The 15818-nt window shown below is 67.8% G+C and carries 14 protein-coding genes; 7 read left to right on the top strand and 7 right to left on the bottom strand.

What is annotated here, in order from left to right; genetic code table 11:
• The first annotated feature begins 35 nt into the window (after positions 1–35).
• Both AC1DW3_RS20130 and AC1DW3_RS20125 read left to right on the top strand, forming a co-directional pair.
• The gene (locus tag AC1DW3_RS20130) at positions 36–1340 is read left to right on the top strand and encodes an O-acetylhomoserine aminocarboxypropyltransferase (protein WP_477934184.1); all 1305 of its coding nucleotides are present in this window, start codon (positions 36–38) and stop codon (positions 1338–1340) included.
• Positions 1337–2134 (top strand): alpha/beta fold hydrolase, encoded by a 798-nt coding sequence (locus AC1DW3_RS20125; RefSeq protein ID WP_477934182.1) that lies wholly within the window; start codon positions 1337–1339, stop codon positions 2132–2134. Before AC1DW3_RS20130 ends, AC1DW3_RS20125 begins: the two co-directional genes overlap by 4 nt.
• Here the strand turns inward: AC1DW3_RS20125 and AC1DW3_RS20120 are convergent.
• Complete coding sequence (locus tag AC1DW3_RS20120) at positions 2119–3579, bottom strand: flavin-containing monooxygenase (protein ID WP_477934180.1); 1461 nt, start codon at positions 3577–3579, stop codon at positions 2119–2121. The genes AC1DW3_RS20125 and AC1DW3_RS20120 overlap by 16 nt on opposite strands.
• Positions 3580–3906: 327 nt before the next feature.
• Between AC1DW3_RS20120 and AC1DW3_RS20115 the strand changes: the two genes are divergently transcribed.
• Complete coding sequence (locus tag AC1DW3_RS20115; RefSeq protein WP_477934178.1) at positions 3907–4215, top strand: Mpo1-like protein; 309 nt, start codon at positions 3907–3909, stop codon at positions 4213–4215.
• Between the two features lie 159 nt (positions 4216–4374).
• On the opposite strand, the gene AC1DW3_RS20110 is transcribed toward AC1DW3_RS20115, so the two are convergent.
• Genes AC1DW3_RS20110 through kbl form a run of 3 tightly spaced genes read right to left on the bottom strand, consistent with a single transcriptional unit; the run spans position 4375 to position 7364 of the window.
• Entirely contained in the window at positions 4375–5181 is an 807-nt protein-coding gene (locus AC1DW3_RS20110; protein WP_477934176.1) for a MipA/OmpV family protein, read from the bottom strand.
• 36 nt (positions 5182–5217) lie between these two features.
• Positions 5218–6171, bottom strand: a complete 954-nt coding sequence (locus AC1DW3_RS20105) for an NAD-dependent epimerase/dehydratase family protein (RefSeq protein ID WP_477934174.1) — start codon at positions 6169–6171, stop codon at positions 5218–5220.
• Complete coding sequence (kbl, locus tag AC1DW3_RS20100) at positions 6168–7364, bottom strand: glycine C-acetyltransferase (protein ID WP_477934172.1); 1197 nt, start codon at positions 7362–7364, stop codon at positions 6168–6170. The genes AC1DW3_RS20105 and kbl overlap by 4 nt, the downstream gene beginning before the upstream one ends.
• 98 nt (positions 7365–7462) lie before the next feature.
• Here kbl and AC1DW3_RS20095 point away from each other — a divergent pair, with 98 nt between their 5' ends.
• Positions 7463–8023 (top strand): helix-turn-helix domain-containing protein, encoded by a 561-nt coding sequence (locus AC1DW3_RS20095; protein WP_477934170.1) that lies wholly within the window; start codon positions 7463–7465, stop codon positions 8021–8023.
• Between the two features lie 31 nt (positions 8024–8054).
• Complete coding sequence (locus AC1DW3_RS20090; RefSeq protein WP_477934168.1) at positions 8055–9014, top strand: Bug family tripartite tricarboxylate transporter substrate binding protein; 960 nt, start codon at positions 8055–8057, stop codon at positions 9012–9014.
• A 3-nt stretch (positions 9015–9017) separates the two neighbouring features.
• On the opposite strand, the gene AC1DW3_RS20085 is transcribed toward AC1DW3_RS20090, so the two are convergent.
• Together AC1DW3_RS20085 and AC1DW3_RS20080 are read right to left on the bottom strand one after the other, a co-directional pair.
• A complete protein-coding gene (locus AC1DW3_RS20085; RefSeq protein WP_477934166.1) occupies positions 9018–9473 on the bottom strand; it encodes a YccF domain-containing protein in 456 nt (151 codons plus the stop codon).
• 20 nt (positions 9474–9493) lie between these two features.
• Positions 9494–10810 (bottom strand): YihY family inner membrane protein, encoded by a 1317-nt coding sequence (locus tag AC1DW3_RS20080; protein WP_477934164.1) that lies wholly within the window; start codon positions 10808–10810, stop codon positions 9494–9496.
• A 21-nt stretch (positions 10811–10831) separates the two neighbouring features.
• Here AC1DW3_RS20080 and AC1DW3_RS20075 point away from each other — a divergent pair, with 21 nt between their 5' ends.
• Both AC1DW3_RS20075 and AC1DW3_RS20070 read left to right on the top strand, forming a co-directional pair.
• Positions 10832–11212 (top strand): DUF2069 domain-containing protein, encoded by a 381-nt coding sequence (locus AC1DW3_RS20075; protein ID WP_477934162.1) that lies wholly within the window; start codon positions 10832–10834, stop codon positions 11210–11212.
• Positions 11209–12612, top strand: coding sequence for an FAD-binding oxidoreductase (locus AC1DW3_RS20070; RefSeq protein ID WP_477934160.1), 1404 nt, complete (start codon positions 11209–11211; stop codon positions 12610–12612). Before AC1DW3_RS20075 ends, AC1DW3_RS20070 begins: the two co-directional genes overlap by 4 nt.
• On the opposite strand, the gene AC1DW3_RS20065 is transcribed toward AC1DW3_RS20070, so the two are convergent.
• On the bottom strand, positions 12590–15805 hold the full coding sequence (locus AC1DW3_RS20065; protein ID WP_477934158.1) for an efflux RND transporter permease subunit: 3216 nt from the start codon (positions 15803–15805) through the stop codon (positions 12590–12592). The genes AC1DW3_RS20070 and AC1DW3_RS20065 overlap by 23 nt on opposite strands.
• Between the last annotated feature and the right edge of the window lie 13 nt (positions 15806–15818).

The following is a 15818-nucleotide window of genomic DNA, read 5'->3' as shown; positions in this document are numbered from 1 at the left end:
GTCAACATAGCACACAATGCCCGCGACTCCACCCCATGAAAAACACCATGCCGGGCTTCGACACCCTAGCTTTGCAYGCCGGCGCCACGCCCGATCCGAGCACCGGCGCGCGGGCGACACCGCTGCATCTCAGCACCTCCTTCGTCTTCGAGAACAGCGAGCACGCGGCCTCGCTGTTCAACATGGAGCGCTCGGGACACGTCTACAGCCGGCTGTCCAACCCGACGACAGCGGTCTTCGAGGAGCGGATGGCCGCGCTCGACGGTGGCATCGGCGCCATCGCGACGGCCAGTGGCCAGGCCGCCTTGCACCTGGCCATCTGCACGCTGATGGGCGCCGGCGGCCACATCGTCGCCAGCACTGCGCTGTATGGCGGCAGCCACAACCTGTTGCACTACACGATGAAGCGTTTCGGCATCGAGACTAGCTTCGTGAACCCGCGTGACCTGGACGCCTGGCGCGCGGCCATCCGGCCCGAGACGCGGCTGCTGTTCGGCGAGTCCCTGGGCAACCCGGGGCTGGACGTGCTGGACATCCCGGCTGTCTCGGCACTGGCGCACGAGGCCGGCCTGCCGCTGCTGGTGGATGCCACCTTCACGACACCCTATCTGCAGCGCCCGGCCGAACTGGGTGCCGATCTGGTCTACCACTCGGCCACCAAATTCCTCTGCGGCCACGGCACCGTGGTCGGCGGGGTGCTGGTGGATGCGGGCAGCTTCGACTGGCAGGCCGCGCATGACCGCCATGGCCGCTTCGAGACCTTGTGCGAACCGTACGAAGGCTTCCACGGCATGGTGTTCGCCGAAGAGAGCACCGTCGGCGCCTTCCTGCTGCGCGCCCGCCGCGAGGGCCTGCGCGACTTCGGCGCCTGCATGAGCCCGCACACCGCCTGGCTGATGCTGCAAGGCCTGGAGACGCTGCCGCTTCGCATGGCCCGCCATGTGGCCAACGCGCAGGCGGTGGCAGAGTTTCTGGATGCACACGATCTTGTCGAAAAGGTGGCCTACCCCGGCCTGGCCTCCCACCCCGACCACGCCCTGGCCCAGCAGCTCATGCCGCGCGGTGCCGGCGCCGTCTTCTCCTTCGACTTGAAGGGCACGCGGGAGCAAGGCAGCGCCTTCATCGAGGCGCTCAAGCTGTTCTCCCACCTCGCCAACGTCGGCGACGCCAAGTCCCTGGTCATCCATCCGGCCAGCACCACCCATTTCCGCATGGACGACGCGGCGCTGCGACAGGCCGGCATCGGCCCCGGCACCATCCGCCTGTCCATCGGCCTGGAGGACCCGGCCGACCTCATCGACGACCTCAAGCGGGCGCTCAAGGTGGCGAGCAAGGCATGAAGTTCGTCGTCGACAACCACGAGGCCTATGCCTATACGGGCGGCAAGGCCTTCGACCCTGCCCTGCCCTGCGTCGTCTTCATCCACGGCGCGCTGAACGACCACAGCGTCTGGACCCTGCTCGCGCGCTGGTGTGCCCATCACGGCTACGGTGTGCTGGCGGTCGACCTGCCCGGCCACGGCCGCAGCGCCGGCGTGCCCTTGACGAGCGTCGAAGCCATCGCCGCCTGGCTGGAGCGATTGCTGGACGCGGCCGGCGTGAAGAAGGCCGCCCTCGTCGGCCACAGCATGGGCTCGCTGATCGCCCTCGAAGCCGGCGAAAGGGCATCCACGCTCGTCATGGTGGGCACGGCCTACCCGATGAAGGTCTCCGAGGCCCTGCTGACGACGGCGCGCGACAAGCCCGAAGCCGCGATGGCCATGGTCACGGCCTTCTCGCATTCACTCGCCAGCGCCAAGCCCGGCTACCCCGGCCCGGGTGCCTGGTTGCGCGGCGGCGCCATGGCGCTGATGCGGCGGCTGCAGTCGCGCCAGACGGCCGTCAATCTGTTCGAGAACGACTTCCAGGTCTGTGACCGCTATGCCGGTGGCGAGGCCGCCGCGGCGCGCGTGAACTGCCCGGTGCATTTCATCCTCGGCGCGCTGGACCAGATGACCTCGCCCAAGCAGAACGCGGTGCTTGGAAGCCTGCTCAAGCCGCGCATGCACACCGTGCCCGCCGGACACGCGCTGATGGCCGAAGCGCCGGACGCGATGCTGGCTGCGCTGAGAGCCGCGCTTCAGCCGAGCTCGTAGGCCGCTTCGTCGGGCCGCCGCACGGCACGCACGTATTCGCCGGTGAAGCCCGGCCAGATCGCGATGATGCGGCCGCTGTCGTTGCGGTACCAGGAGCTGCAGCGGCTCCAGACCGAGCCGGCGAGCCTTTGCTGGACGTCGGCGTCCTGGGCCGCAAACGCTTCAGGGCGCACGTCTATCCATCGCTTGCCCGACTGCTTCACGCGGCGCATGCACGCCAAGGCATGCTGGACCTGGGGTTCGATGAAGAGCAGCGTCGAGGTGTGGCCCGTGCCGGTGTTGGGGCCCAGCGTCAGGAAGAGGTTGGGGAACCCGGGCACCGTCAGGCCGAAGTAGGCGCTGGGATTGGTGCGCCAGGTCTCTTCCAGCGTGCGGCCGCCGAGGCCCGTGATGGGCAGCTCTGCCAGCGGTTGCGCCGTGTCGAAGCCGGTGGCACAGACCAGCGCGTCCAGCTCATGCTCGCGCCCGTCCAGCGTCAGCAGGCCTCTTTCCGTCACGCCGGTGATGGCCTCCGTGACGAGTTCGGACTGCGGCAGCGCCAGCGCGCGGAAGTAGTCGTTGGAGTAGATGATGCGTTTGCACCCGAGCGGATAGCGGGGTGTCAGCCGTTCGCGCAGCGCCGCATCGGCCACCTGGCGCCGCAAATGACCGCGCGCCGCGGCCATCATGGTGCGCCGGGCCAGCGTGCCCTCGTCGAAGCCGCGCCGCCCCAGCTCCAGGAACTGCACCCAGGCATGCCGGGCCAGCGCGGCATACGGCGGGAAGCGCGACAGCCAGCGGTCCAGCACGCCGTAACGCCGGTCCAGCCGCGGCATCACCCAGTTGGGCGTGCGCTGGAACAGCGTGAGGCGTGCCGCCGCGGGCGCCAACGCGGGCACGAGCTGGGCTGCCGTCGAACCCGTGCCGATGACGCCGATGCGCTTGCCCACCAGATCCACGTCGGCCGGCCAACGCGCGGAGTGCAGCAACTGCCCCTTGAAGGACATCAGATCGGGAATGTCGGGCCAGCGCGGCCGGCTCAGCGGGCCGGTGCTGCAGACGAAGAAGCGCGCGCTCAGACTGCTGCCGTCGTCCAGGCTCAGCTGCCAGCGGCCGGCCTCGGCATCGAAACGCGCCGCGGTGATGGCCACGCCCAGACGCATGCGCGCCGCCAGGCCATGCTGCTCGGCCAGGCGCTGCTGGTAGCGATGGATCTCGGGGGCATCTGCGAAGCGGTGCGTCCAGTGCGGGTTGGGCGCGAAGCTGAAGCTGTAGGCTGGCGCCGGCACATCGACCTGGGCGCCGGGGTAGCGGTTGGACCACCAGGTGCCGCCCAGCCCCTGAGACTTCTCGATGATGAGGAAGTCCTCGATGCCGGCGCGCTGCAGCTGGATGGCCATGCACAGGCCGGACATGCCGGCGCCGAGGATGACGACTTCGATCTCGCCGTTGGGGGCAGGGTTCATCGACGCATTGTTGCCAGGGCATCCCCGCTTGCCGCTCGGGCGCAACCCGCGCTTGAATCAGGGCTTGCTAACACTGCGGCAGCAGGCCGCGTTGTTGCCAGAATGCCCGCGAGCAAGGCGCAAACCGGAGCCGGGCTGGGTGCCGGCGAGGATTTGCAACGCCGCGCGYGGGCWTTCTGGCMACAACCCGAAGGGAAGACCRTCCGCCAGGGGCCACTCGGCGTTGCACCGCTTGCCCGCAYATSARTGCGGGCGKCRCGCTGCGCCTTGATTGSCCYCYGGCGGAWGGCCTTCGCGRCCTACTGCCGCAGTGTTACCAGGCCCTCCATGAGCACCGAACGCTTCTCCCGCTTCGCCGACTTCTATCCCTTCTATCTCAGCGAGCACAGCAACACCGTCTGCCGCCGCCTGCACTTCATCGGCACGACGCTGGTGCTGGTCTGCCTGTGGCAGCTGTTCATGACGGGCGCGCTGGTCTGGCTGCTCTATGGCCTGCTGTGCGGCTACGGCTTCGCCTGGATCGGGCATTTCTTCTTCGAGAAGAACCGCCCAGCGACCTTCAAATACCCGCTCTACAGCTTCATCGGCGATTGGGTCATGTACGCAGATATCTGGCGCGGCCGCGTCAAGCTATAGGGAACGCTGAACGAGCCCCTCTCGGCGCGCACATCCCGGCTGAGGGCGCATCGCGGCGTTGCAAGTCCTCGCCATAGCGAGAGCTATGGCTGCGGCTTGCGCCTTGCGCTGCATCCCTCAACCGGACGCGCGCACCCGCGGAGACTCATTCAACGTCCCCTAGTTCCGCCAGGCCAGGCCGATGCCGACCGACGAGCCGGTGCGCTTCTCGACCAACGGGCTGTCGGCCACCGGCCCGAGCAGGCGACTCGCACCCGCATTGCCGTAGGCCAGCCAATGCTTGGAGAGGGGCCGGATGAAGCCAACGCCCATGTGCACGTCGCGCAAGCCCGAGCCGGGGTCATAGGCCGGCTTGCCGCTGGCCGCGACGGCCGATTCGGGCACGCCGAAATAGCTGCGCAGGTTCTGCGCGCTGCCGGCCGAGATGCCGATGCCGCTGGTCCATTCCAGCGTCGGGCTGCGGTAGAAGCGCCAACCCAGGTCGGCGCCCAGCGTCATGCCGCCGTGGTGGCCGAGCAGGTCCTGCGACAGGTTGGCGCCGACGTTGAGATCCTTGGTCAGGCTGTAGTTGGTATAGAAACGGGCGCGCAGCGTGCGCCGGACGTCCGGCAAGCCCTTGGTGGTGCTGGCATCACCGCTGCTGCGGCCGCTGTCCACGCGCAGCGAAACGCCGGCGCGCAGCTTGTCGGTGTTGACGAACTCCGTGCTGGCGCCGCCGGCAGATTCTTCGTGGCCGAAGCCCAGCAGGCCACCGGCACCCGAAGTGCTGAAGCGCACGCGGCCGAGCTTGAAGGCCCACAGCGGCTTGAGCTTGGTCTCGCGCCGGCTCGCGCCGTCGTACTCCGGTTGGGAGACCACAGCGACACCCAGCAGATAGCGGGCCGACGAACTTTCGACCTCTGGCTGCTGGGCCTGGGCCAGCGTCGTCAAGGACAGTGCCAAGAGGGTGGTCAGCGCGGCTCTCATAGAGGGGAGCGTACCAGCCAGACCTGGCACCTCCTGTCAGCCAACGCGTAGTTCGCGTGTCAGCTCAGTCAGCATGTCATCGACCATCGCATCGAGGTCGTATTGCAACTTCCAGCCCCAGTCGGCTTGCGCGGCCGCATCGTCGATGCGCTGCGGCCAACTGGCGGCGATGGCCTGGCGGAAGTCGGGCACGCAGTCCATCGTGAACTCGGGCAGGCGGCGGCGGATGGAGGCGGCGATGCCTGCCGGCGTGAAGCTGACGCCCGCCAGGTTGTAGCTGCCGCGCTGCTTGACCTGGTCGGCCGGTGCGTTCATCAGCTCGATGGTGGCGCGCAGCGCGTCGGGCATGTACATCATCGGCAGCGCCTGGTCCTCCTTCAGGAAGCAGGTGTAGCGGCCTTCCTTGATGGCGGAGTGGAAGATCTCGACGGCGTAGTCCGTCGTGCCGCCACCGGGCGGTGTCTTCCAGCTGATGAGGCCGGGGTAGCGCAGGCTGCGCACGTCCACGCCATGCTTGGCGTGGTACCAGTCGCACCAGCGTTCGCCGGCCAGCTTGGAGATGCCATAGACCGTCGTCGGGTCCATCACGCAAGTCTGCGGCGTGTCCACGGCGGGCGTGTTGGGGCCGAAGGCGGCGATCGAGCTGGGCCAGAAGATCTTGTCCAGCTTCTCGTGGCGGGCCAGCTCCAGCACGTTGAGCAGGCCCTTCATGTTCAGGTCCCAGGCCCACATCGGGTGCTTCTCGCCATTGGCCGAGAGGGCGGCGGCGAGGTGGTAGATCTGCGTGATGTGGTGGCGCTTGACGACAGTGGCCAGGGCGCCGGCATCGGTCACGTCCAGCGCCTCGTGCTGCAGCGCGGGCACACGGCCCTTGGGCGCCAGGTCGCTGGTGATGACGGCGTCGTTGCCGTGCAGCTTGGCGAGCTCCGTCGCCAGTTCGGTACCGATCTGGCCGTTGGCGCCGATGATGAGGATGCGGATATCGCTCATTTGACGAGGCCCAGCTCGCGGCCAGCCTGCGTGAACGCAGCGACGGCCTTTTCGAGATGCTCGCGCTCATGCACCGCCGAGACCTGCACGCGGATGCGCGCCTGGCCCTTGGGCACGACGGGGAAGAAGAAGCCGACGGCGTAGATGCCCAGCTCCAGGATGCGCTTGGACAGTTCCTGCGCCTTGACCGCGTCGTAGACCATGATGGGCACGATGGGGTGGGTACCGGGCTTGATCTCGAAGCCCGCGGCCTGGATGGCCTCCCGGAACCAGGCGGTGTTGGCTTCGAGCTTGTCGCGCAGGGCGGTCGAGCCTTCCAGCAGGTCCAGCACAGCGAGAGATGCGCCGGCGATGCTGGGCGCCAGCGTGTTGCTGAACAGATAGGGTCGCGAGCGCTGGCGCAGCAGCTCGACGACTTCCTTGCGTGCGGCCGTGAAGCCACCCGAGGCGCCGCCCAGGGCCTTGCCGAAGGTACCGGTGATGATGTCGATCTTGCCGAACACGCCGCGATGCTCGGCGGTACCGCGGCCGGTCTTGCCCATGAAGCCGCTGGCATGGCATTCATCGATGCCCAGCAGCGCGTCGTACTGGTCGCACAGCGCGCGGATCTTGTCGAGCTGGGCGATGGTGCCGTCCATGGAGAACACGCCGTCGGTGAAGACCAGCGTGAAGCGGGCGCCCTTCTCCTTGGCTTCCTTCAGACAACGCTCGAGGTCGTCGAGGTTGTTGTGCTCATAGCGGTAGCGCTGGGCCTTGCACAGGCGAATGCCGTCGATGATGGAGGCGTGGTTGAGCGCGTCGCTGATGATGGCGTCCTGCTCGCCCAGCAGGGGCTCGAAGAGCCCGCCGTTGGCGTCAAACGCTGCCGCATAGAGGATGGCGTCCTCGCAGCCGACGAAGCGGGCGATACGGCCCTCCAGCTCCTTGTGCAGGTCTTGCGTGCCGCAGATGAAGCGCACCGACGACAGGCCGAAACCATGGGTGCGCAGCGCTTCATGCGCCGCCTCGATGACCTGAGGATGGGACGACAGCCCGAGGTAATTGTTGGCACAGAGGTTGATGACCTCGCGGCCGTCGGTCGTCTTCACGACGGCGCCCTGAGGCGTCGTGATGATGCGCTCCGCCTTGAAGAGGCCGGCGGCACGGATACCGTCCAGCTCGGTCTGCAGATGGGAGTAGAAAGCCTGGCTCATCGCGTGCTCCTGATGCACAATCCTGTAAATCGAACTTGTTCGATATATCGAACTTTCGTGCAGTATCTGAAAAACGTCTACCGCCGTCAAGCATGAACATGGACACCGAACCGCCCCGCGTCGGCGCTGCATTGCAGGCGCTGCGCAGCAGCCGTGGCCTGTCGCTGGATGATTTGTCCAAACGCGCCGGCGTGAGCAAGTCCATGTTGTCGCAGATCGAGCGCAATCAGGCCAATCCCACGGTGGCCGTGGTGTGGCGGCTGGCCAATGCGCTGGGCGTGGACATGGGCGAACTGCTGGGCACGGAACGCATCGCCACGCCAGCCATCGAGACCGTGCCGGCTCATGCGACGCCGGGCCTGACCAGCCCCGACGGCCTGTGCAAGCTGCGCATCCTGGGTCCGATCGAGCTGGCGGGACAGTTCGAGTGGTACGAGCTGAGCGTGCAGCCCGGCGGTGTGCTGGATTCGCAGGCCCATGAGCCCGGCTCGCGCGAGCACCTGAGCGTGCTGACCGGCAGCCTGGAGGTCAGCGCCCAGGGCGTGACCAGCAAGCTCAAGGCCGGCGAGACGGCGCGTTATGCCGTCGACGGCCCGCATGCCATCCGCAATGCCACCAAGTCGGCGGCGACCGCACTGCTGGTGGTCCTGCACCCGTAGACTCCCGCGGGTTCAACTCGGGAGCCCGCCGATGATCCAACGTCGTTCAGCCCTGGCCGCACTCGCGGCCCTGCCCTTTGCCGCTCAGGCCCAGGAAGGCAAGCCCATCCGCCTCCTCGTCGGCTTCCCCGCCGGCGGCGGCACCGATGCCATCGCGCGGCTGCTGGGTGAAGCCCTGCAGGCCTCCCTCGGCACGACGGTGCTGGTCGACAACCGGCCCGGTGCCGGCGGCCAGATCGCGGCCCAGGCGCTGAAGGCAGCCGCCCCAGACGGCACGACCTTCTTCGTCAGCCACGACCACACCATCTCCATCCTGCCGCTGGTGCTGAAGAACCCGGGCTTCGACCCGGCCCACGACTTCGTACCCGTGGCCGGCTTCGCGACCTTCGCCAACGCCTTCGCGATTTCGGGCGGCACGCCGGCGGCAAGCCTGCCGGATTACCTCGCCTGGGTGAAGAAGCAGAACAACGGCCAGGGCAATGTCGGCGTGCCGGCACCGGCCTCGGTGCCGGAATTCCTCGTCAAGCTGCTGGGCGAGAAGCATGGCCTCAACCTGCTGGCCGTGCCCTACCGTGGCAGCGCGCCCATGATTGCCGACATGCTGGGCAACCAGATCAGCGCCGGCGTGGGCTCGGTGCCCGACCTCATCGTCAACCACCAGCAGAAGAAGCTGAAGATCGTCGCCGTCATGGGCCAGCAGCGCCAAGGCGTGCTGCCCGAGGTGCCGACCTTCGCCGAACTGGGCATCGCCGGCTTCGAGGACCTGCCCTACTACGGCCTGTTTGCACCCGCCGGCACTTCACCCGCCGTCGTGGAGCGCTTCTCCAACGCGCTGGCCGGGGTGATCAACCAGCCGGTGGTGAAGGCCAGGCTGGCCGAGCTCGGCCTGTCCGTGGGCATGATGACTTCGGCCCAGCTGGCCACCCGCGAGCGCGCCTATGCCGCGGCGTGGGCCAAGATCATCAAGGCCGGAGGCTTCCAGCCGCAGTGAGGCTCAGTTGCGCCAGCCCGTCACGGAGGCTTTGGCCTCGTGCGTACGTGCGGCGGCCGCCACTTCCTTGTCGACGATGGTCTTGCCGATGGGCGCCAGCGCGATGCCGGCCAGCTTCAGATGCTGGATGGCGAAGGGAATGCCGATGATGGTGCAGACGCAGGCAATGGCCGAAAACACATGGCCGATGGCCAGCCACACGCCGGCGAGAATGAACCACACCACGTTGCCGATCACGCCGAGCCCGCTGGTGCCAATGTCGTCCACGCCCGACAGCGTCCTCCTGCTGACCGCCTCCTTGCCGAAGGGGAAGAAGGCGAACTGACCGATGACGAAGCAGGCGCGCCCCCAGGGGATGCCGACCACGCTGACGAAGGCCAGCAGCCCGACCACCCACCAGCCCAGGCCCATCAAGGCGCCGCCCAGGACGAACCAAAGAAAATTTCCAATCGCGCTCATGGTTTCCTCTTGCCAAGCGGTCAGCGCACCGGCGCGCCGACCGCGGTCGTGAACAGGTCGGCCAGTTGCAGGCGCTGCCAATCGCTGCGCTGCCACAGCGGGCCCAGCGTGGTGCCGCGCTCGGCCAGGAAGGCCGCCAGCAGCGGCTCGGCCGGCGTGCGCTCGGGCGCGCACATCAGCACCAGGCGCTGGGCGCCCTCCTCTTCCAGCCGGCCTATCCAGTCCATGGCCAGCAGCTTGTCGATGACGGGGCTGAGCTGCAGCGGGTCCACGCGCAGGGCGCTCGCCAGCGCCAGATAGGACAGGCCGCGCTGGCCGGCTTCGCGTACGCGCCAGAGCTCACGCAGTGTTTCCAGCGCCAGCGCCATAGGCTGGCCGGGCGAGTCGGGGCGCAGATGCAGCCGGCCCGTCAGGCTGGGCGTGTTGGCCGCCAGGATGGCGCCCAGCAGCACGATGACCCAGCCGAGGTAGACCCAGATCAGGAAGACCGGCACGGTCGCGAAGGCGCCGTACAGCGTCGAATAGGTCGGCACCTGCTTGACGTACCAGGCCAGCAGCGACTTCGCCAGCGAGAAGCCCAGCGACACGAAGGCGCCGCCGATGAGGGCATGGCGCCAGCGCACATGGGTGTTGGGCACATAGTGGAAGAGCCCGGCCATGGCCAGGCCGAACAGCACGACGTCGGCACTGCCCAAGGTCGTCGACATGGCGGCCGGCATGGCCGTGAGATAACCCTGGCCGACGCTGATGGCATAGCTCGTCAGCGTCAGGCTGCCGCCCAGCAGCAGCGGGCCCAGCGTCAGCGCGGCCCAGTAGACCAGCACGCGCTGCGCCATCGGTCGCGGCCGCTTCACGCGCCAGATGGCGTTCAGCGTGCGGTCTATGGTCAGCATCAGCGCCAGCGCCGTGATGCCGAGAAAGATCAGGCCGACGACGCCGAGCTTGTTGGCCTTGGCCGCGAACTGCGTCAGCGAGGCCAGCACCGGCTTGGCGATATTGGGCGGGATCAGGCTCTTCAGAAAATACTGCTCCAGCGCGGACTGGAAGCTGGAGAACATCGGGAAGGCCGTGAAGATGGCCAGCATCACCGTCAGCAGCGGCACCAGCGAGATCAGCGTCGTGAAAGTCAGGCTGCCGGCGGTCAGGCCGAGCTTCTCCTCGCGAAAGCGCTGGCGGAAGGTGTGCAGCGTCTGCAGCCAGGGCCAGGCCAGCAGCTCGGTGATGAAGTCGCTGGCGAAGGCGATGGGGTTGCGGGCCAGCGGCGCATCGGGGTTGTCGGGCGCTGCAGGCGGAACGGGCGGGATCGGCGGAATCGGCGGGATCGGCGTCATGGACATGGCTTCTATGATGCCGCAGCTATGTCCCCTGCCCTCGAAAGAACCGAACCCACAGCCGTCGAGCGGCTGACACGCAATCTGGCGTTCAGCGCCACCGTGAGCCTCATCCTGCTGTGCCTGGCCTGGGAGCTGTGGCTCGCCCCGACCGGCCGCGGCACGCTGGCCGTGAAGGCGCTGCCGCTGCTGGCTGCCCCGCTGGGCTTGTGGCGCTATCGCATGTACACCTACCGCTGGCTGTCACTCGCCATCTGGCTCTATGTGATGGAAGGGCTGGTGCGCTCGACGAGCGAAAGCGGCCTCGGGCAATGGTTGGCGCTCGCCGAAGTGGTGTTGAGCGTCGTCATCTTCACGGCCTGCACGGCACAGATCCGCCGACGCCTGGCGGCGGCCAAGGCGGCATGAAAGCCTTCCTCGACGCGCTGCGGGAGCGGCTCGGCGAGGCGGGCCTGCTGGTGGGCGGTGATCTGGCCGCCTATGAAAACGACTGGCGCAAGCGCTATGTCGGCAAGGCGCTGGCCGTGGCGCGGCCGGCGTCGACCGATGAAGTCGCGGCGGTCATGCGGTTGTGCCACGAGTACCGCGTGACCGTCGTGCCCCAGGGTGGCAACACCGGTCTCGTCGGGGGCTCGACCCCGGACGACAGCGGCCACCAGCTGGTGCTGAGCCTGTCGCGCATGAAGCGCGTGCGCAACATCGATGCCGCCAACGCCAGCCTGACCGTCGAAGCCGGCTGCGTGCTGGCCGAGGTGCAGGCCGCCGCCGCGGCCGCGGGCTGGCTGTTCCCGCTCAGCCTCGCCGCCGAGGGCTCGTGCACGCTGGGCGGCAACCTGGCGACGAATGCCGGTGGCACCCAGGTGCTGCGTTATGGCAATGCGCGCGAACTCTGCCTGGGGCTGGAGGTCGTCACGGCGACGGGCGAGGTCTGGCAAGGCCTGTCGGGCCTGCGCAAGGACAACACCGGCTATGACCTGCGCGATCTCTTCATCGGCAGCGAGGGCACGCTGGGCGTCATCACCGCCGCGACGATGAAGCTCTATCCGCAACCCAAGGAGCGCCTGACCGCGCTGGCCGCTTGTGACTCGCTGGAAAATGCGGTCGCCCTGCTCGGCCTGGCGCGCGAGCGGGCCGGCGATGCGCTGACCGGCTTCGAGGTCATGAACCGGGCTGCGCTGGCTCTCGTCGCGCGCGAGCTGCCGCAACTGGCACAGCCCCTGGGCCCGGCCGAATGGAGCGTGTTGCTGGAACTGTCCGATGCCGAGAGCGCCGAGCATGCCCGCAGCGTTTTCGAAGGCCTGCTGGAAGCCGCCTTCGAGCGCGGCTGCGTGCAGGACGCGGCCATCGCCCAGAACATCCAGCAGGCCAAGGCCTTCTGGCATCTGCGCGAGTCCATCCCGCTGGCGCAGGCCCAGGCGGGGCTGAACATCAAGCACGACATCTCCTTGCCGGTGTCGGCGATTCCCGGCTTCGTCGCCGAGATGGATGCGGCGCTAGGTGCCTATCTGCCCGGCATCGAGGTCATCGACTTCGGCCACCTCGGCGACGGCAACCTGCACTACAACGTGCAGGCGCCGGCTGGTGTGGCACCGCCCGAGTTCCTGGCCGCGCACGAGGCGGCCATCAACGAGAAGGTCTACGACGCCGTGCAGCAGCGCGGCGGCTCGATCTCGGCCGAGCATGGCATCGGCCGGCTCAAGCGCGAAGAGCTCGCTCAGCGCAAGGACCCGACGGCCCTGGCGCTGATGCGAGCGATCAAGCGGGCACTCGACCCACTCGACCTGCTCAACCCTGGGCGGCTGGTGTAACGATCACTCGGCGGCCCGTCACCAGACGGCCCAGCTTGACGATCAGTCGGAACACGAAGCGCACCATCACGAGGGCCAGCACGGCCTCGATCAGCGTCATCACGAAGGCACCCACCACCGTGAAGCGCGGCACGCGGCGGTGGAACTTGGCCAGCGCATGGTCACGGGCCAGTTCGATGCTGTCGTAGAAGGTCGGCACGATCAACAGCGTCAGCAGCGTCGACGTGATGGTGCCACCGATGATGGCCACGGCCATCGGGCGGTAGAACTCGCCGCCTTCGCCGATGCCGATGGCGACCGGCATCATGCCGGCGATCAGCGCCAGCGTCGTCATCAGGATGGGACGGAAGCGCTTGCGGCCCGCATGCATCAACGCCTCTTCACGGTCGATGCCGGCCTTCTCCTCCTGGCGCGTCGCGTCCAGCAGCAGGATGGCGTTCTTGGCCACCAGGCCCATCAACATGATGACGCCGATGAGGCTCATCAGGTTCAGCGTGCCGCGCGTCAGGATCAGCGCCAGCACGACGCCGATCAGGCTCAGCGGCAGCGACAGCATCACGGCGAAGGGCGCCGTGAAGCTGTTGAACTGGATGACGAGCACGAAGTACATCAGCGCGATGCCGGACAGCAGGGCCGTGATCATGGCCGTGAAGACGACCTGCTGGTCGCGCGCCGCGCCCGCCAGTTCGATGCCGAAGCCGGGCGGGAAGTCGATCTTCTCGGCCAGCTTCTTGGCTTCGGCGGTGATCTCGCCGGACGAGCGGCCCTGGGCGTTGGCGCTGACCGTGATGGTGCGCTTGCCGTCGCCGTGCTGGATCTGGCCCGGGCCCTTGCCCATGGTGACGGTGGCGATCTGGTCCAGCGGCACCATGCGGTTGGTGCCGGTCACGGCGATCGGCAGGCGCTCGATGTTGGCGGCGTCGACGCGGTCGGCCGGGTGCAGGCGGATGGACACGTCGCGGGCCTCGCCGGTCGGGTCGATCCAGTCGCCGGCCTCGACGCCGGCGAAGGCGACGCGCAGCGCCTGGGCCGCGTCGTTGACCGAGATGCCCATCTGGTTGGCCAGGCTGCGGTCGAGCTCGATCTGCAACTCGTTCTGCGGGTCCTGCTCGGAGTAGCCGATGTCCACCGCGCCCTTGATGCCGGCCATGGTCTTCTGGAAGTCCTGCGTGATCTGCTGCAGGCGGCGCGTGTCGGTGCCGTAGAAGCGGATCTGCACGGGCTTCTGGGCACCGTTGTTCAGGTCGTCGAGCACGACGTACTCGGCGCCGACCAGGCGAGCGACCTTGTCGCGCAATTCCTTGGCGACGTCGGCCGCCGAGCGCTGGCGTTCGGTGCTCTTGCCGATGTCGACATAGATGCGGCCGCCGCTGGCGTTGGGATAGGACGTGGTCGCCTTGGTTTCCTTCATCGTCGAGGCCAGGGCCGCGGCGGCGTCGAGCTTGAGCTTGGAGTAGTCCAGGCTGCTGGACGCCGGGCTGCGCACCTCGATGGCGAGGAAGCCGGCGTCGGCCTGCGGCAGGAAGCTGGAGCCGCCGAACGTGGCCTGCAGGAAGATGGCGCCGACCAGGCTGGCCAAGGCGAAAGCGGTCATCCAGCGGCGGTGATGCAGCGCCCAGGCAATGACATGGCCATAGCTGTTGGCCACGCCGTCGAACCAGTGGTTGAAGCGTTCCAGCAGCTTGCCGAAGCCCTTCTTGGGCTGCTCGTGATAGCCCACGGGGTCGCCCCAGTAGGCCGACAGCATCGGGTCCAGCGTGAAGCTGATGATCAGCGACACGACGACCGAGGCGACCACGGTCAGCGCGAAGGGCTTGAACCATTGGCCGGGCCCGTTGCCCATGAAGGCGACGGGCACGAACACCGCCACGATGGCGAAGGTGGTGGCGGCCACGGCCAGGCCGATCTCGGCCGTGCCTTCGCGCGCTGCCGTGACGCGGTCGCTGCCGCGCTCCATGTGGCGCACGATGTTCTCCCGCACGACGATGGCGTCGTCGATGAGCACGCCGATGGCCAACGACAGGCCCAGCAGGCTCATGAAGTTCAGCGAGAAGCCCATCAGCCATACGGCGATGAAGGCCGCCAGCACCGAGGTGGGCAGGGATAGCGCGGTGATCAGCGTCGAGCGCCAGCTGTTCAGGAAGGCATAGACGACGAAGATGGTCAGCGCGGCGCCGAAGACGAGGGCGTCGGTGACGTTGTGCAGGCTGTTCTCGGCATCCTTGCCGCCGTCCTGCGTGATTTCCAGCGTCGTGCCCTTGGGCAGTTCCTTCTCGACTTCCTTCAGCAGCGCGCGTGCGCCATTGGCGACGCTGACGGTGGACGCGTCACGCGAGCGCGTGATGGAGATGCCGACGTTGGGGCGGCCGTTGCGCAGCGAATAGCCGGTCATCTCGGCGAAGCCGTCCTGCACTTCGGCGACCTGGCCCAGGCGCACGACGGTACCGGCGGTGCGCTTGATGATCATCTGCTCGAACTCGGCCGGTGACTCCAGGCGGCCGAGCAGGCGGATGCTCTGGTCTTCCAGCGCGCCGCGGATCTTGCCGACCGGCGCGGTAGTGTTCTGCGCGCGCACGGCGTTCAGCACCTCGGTGACGGAGACGCCGAACTCGCGCAGCTTCTCGGCATGCAGCAGGATGGACAGCTCGCGCTTGAGCGAGCCGTTGACGCCCACCGTCGACACGCCCGGGATGCCGCGGAAGCGCTCGGCGAGCTTGTCCTCGGCCAGGCGGCTGAGCTGGGCGTGGGTCAGCGTCGTGCTGGACAGCGACAGCTGCAGGATGGGCTGGGCGCCTGGGTCGGCCCGCGTGATGATGGGTTCGCGGATCTCGGTCGGCAGCTTGTAGCGCACCGAGGCGATGGCGTTGCGCACCTCGTCGGCAGCCTCGATCATGTTCTTCGAGAAGTCGAAGACCAGCACGAGGGTGGCACTGCCTTCGCGCGACGTGGAATTGCTGCGGTCCACGCCCGAGATGCTCTGCAGCGCCTTCTCGATGCGGTTGACGACCTCGCGCTCCACCGTCTCGGGTGAGGCACCGGGGTAAGGGATGTTGATGACGAGCACGGGCGGCTCGACCTCGGGGAACTGGTTGACCTTGAGCTTGGACAGCGCCAGCAGGCCCACCAGCATCAGCCCGATGACCATGACGACGGTCGCGACGGGCCTGCTGATGCTGAAGTTGGAGAGGAACATCGGGGAGCCTCCT

It is taken from the genome of Roseateles sp. P2_H4 (assembly GCF_056403315.1).
The sequence above is the reverse complement of the archived record's forward strand: the minus strand, read 5'-3'. Positions and strand labels throughout refer to the sequence as shown.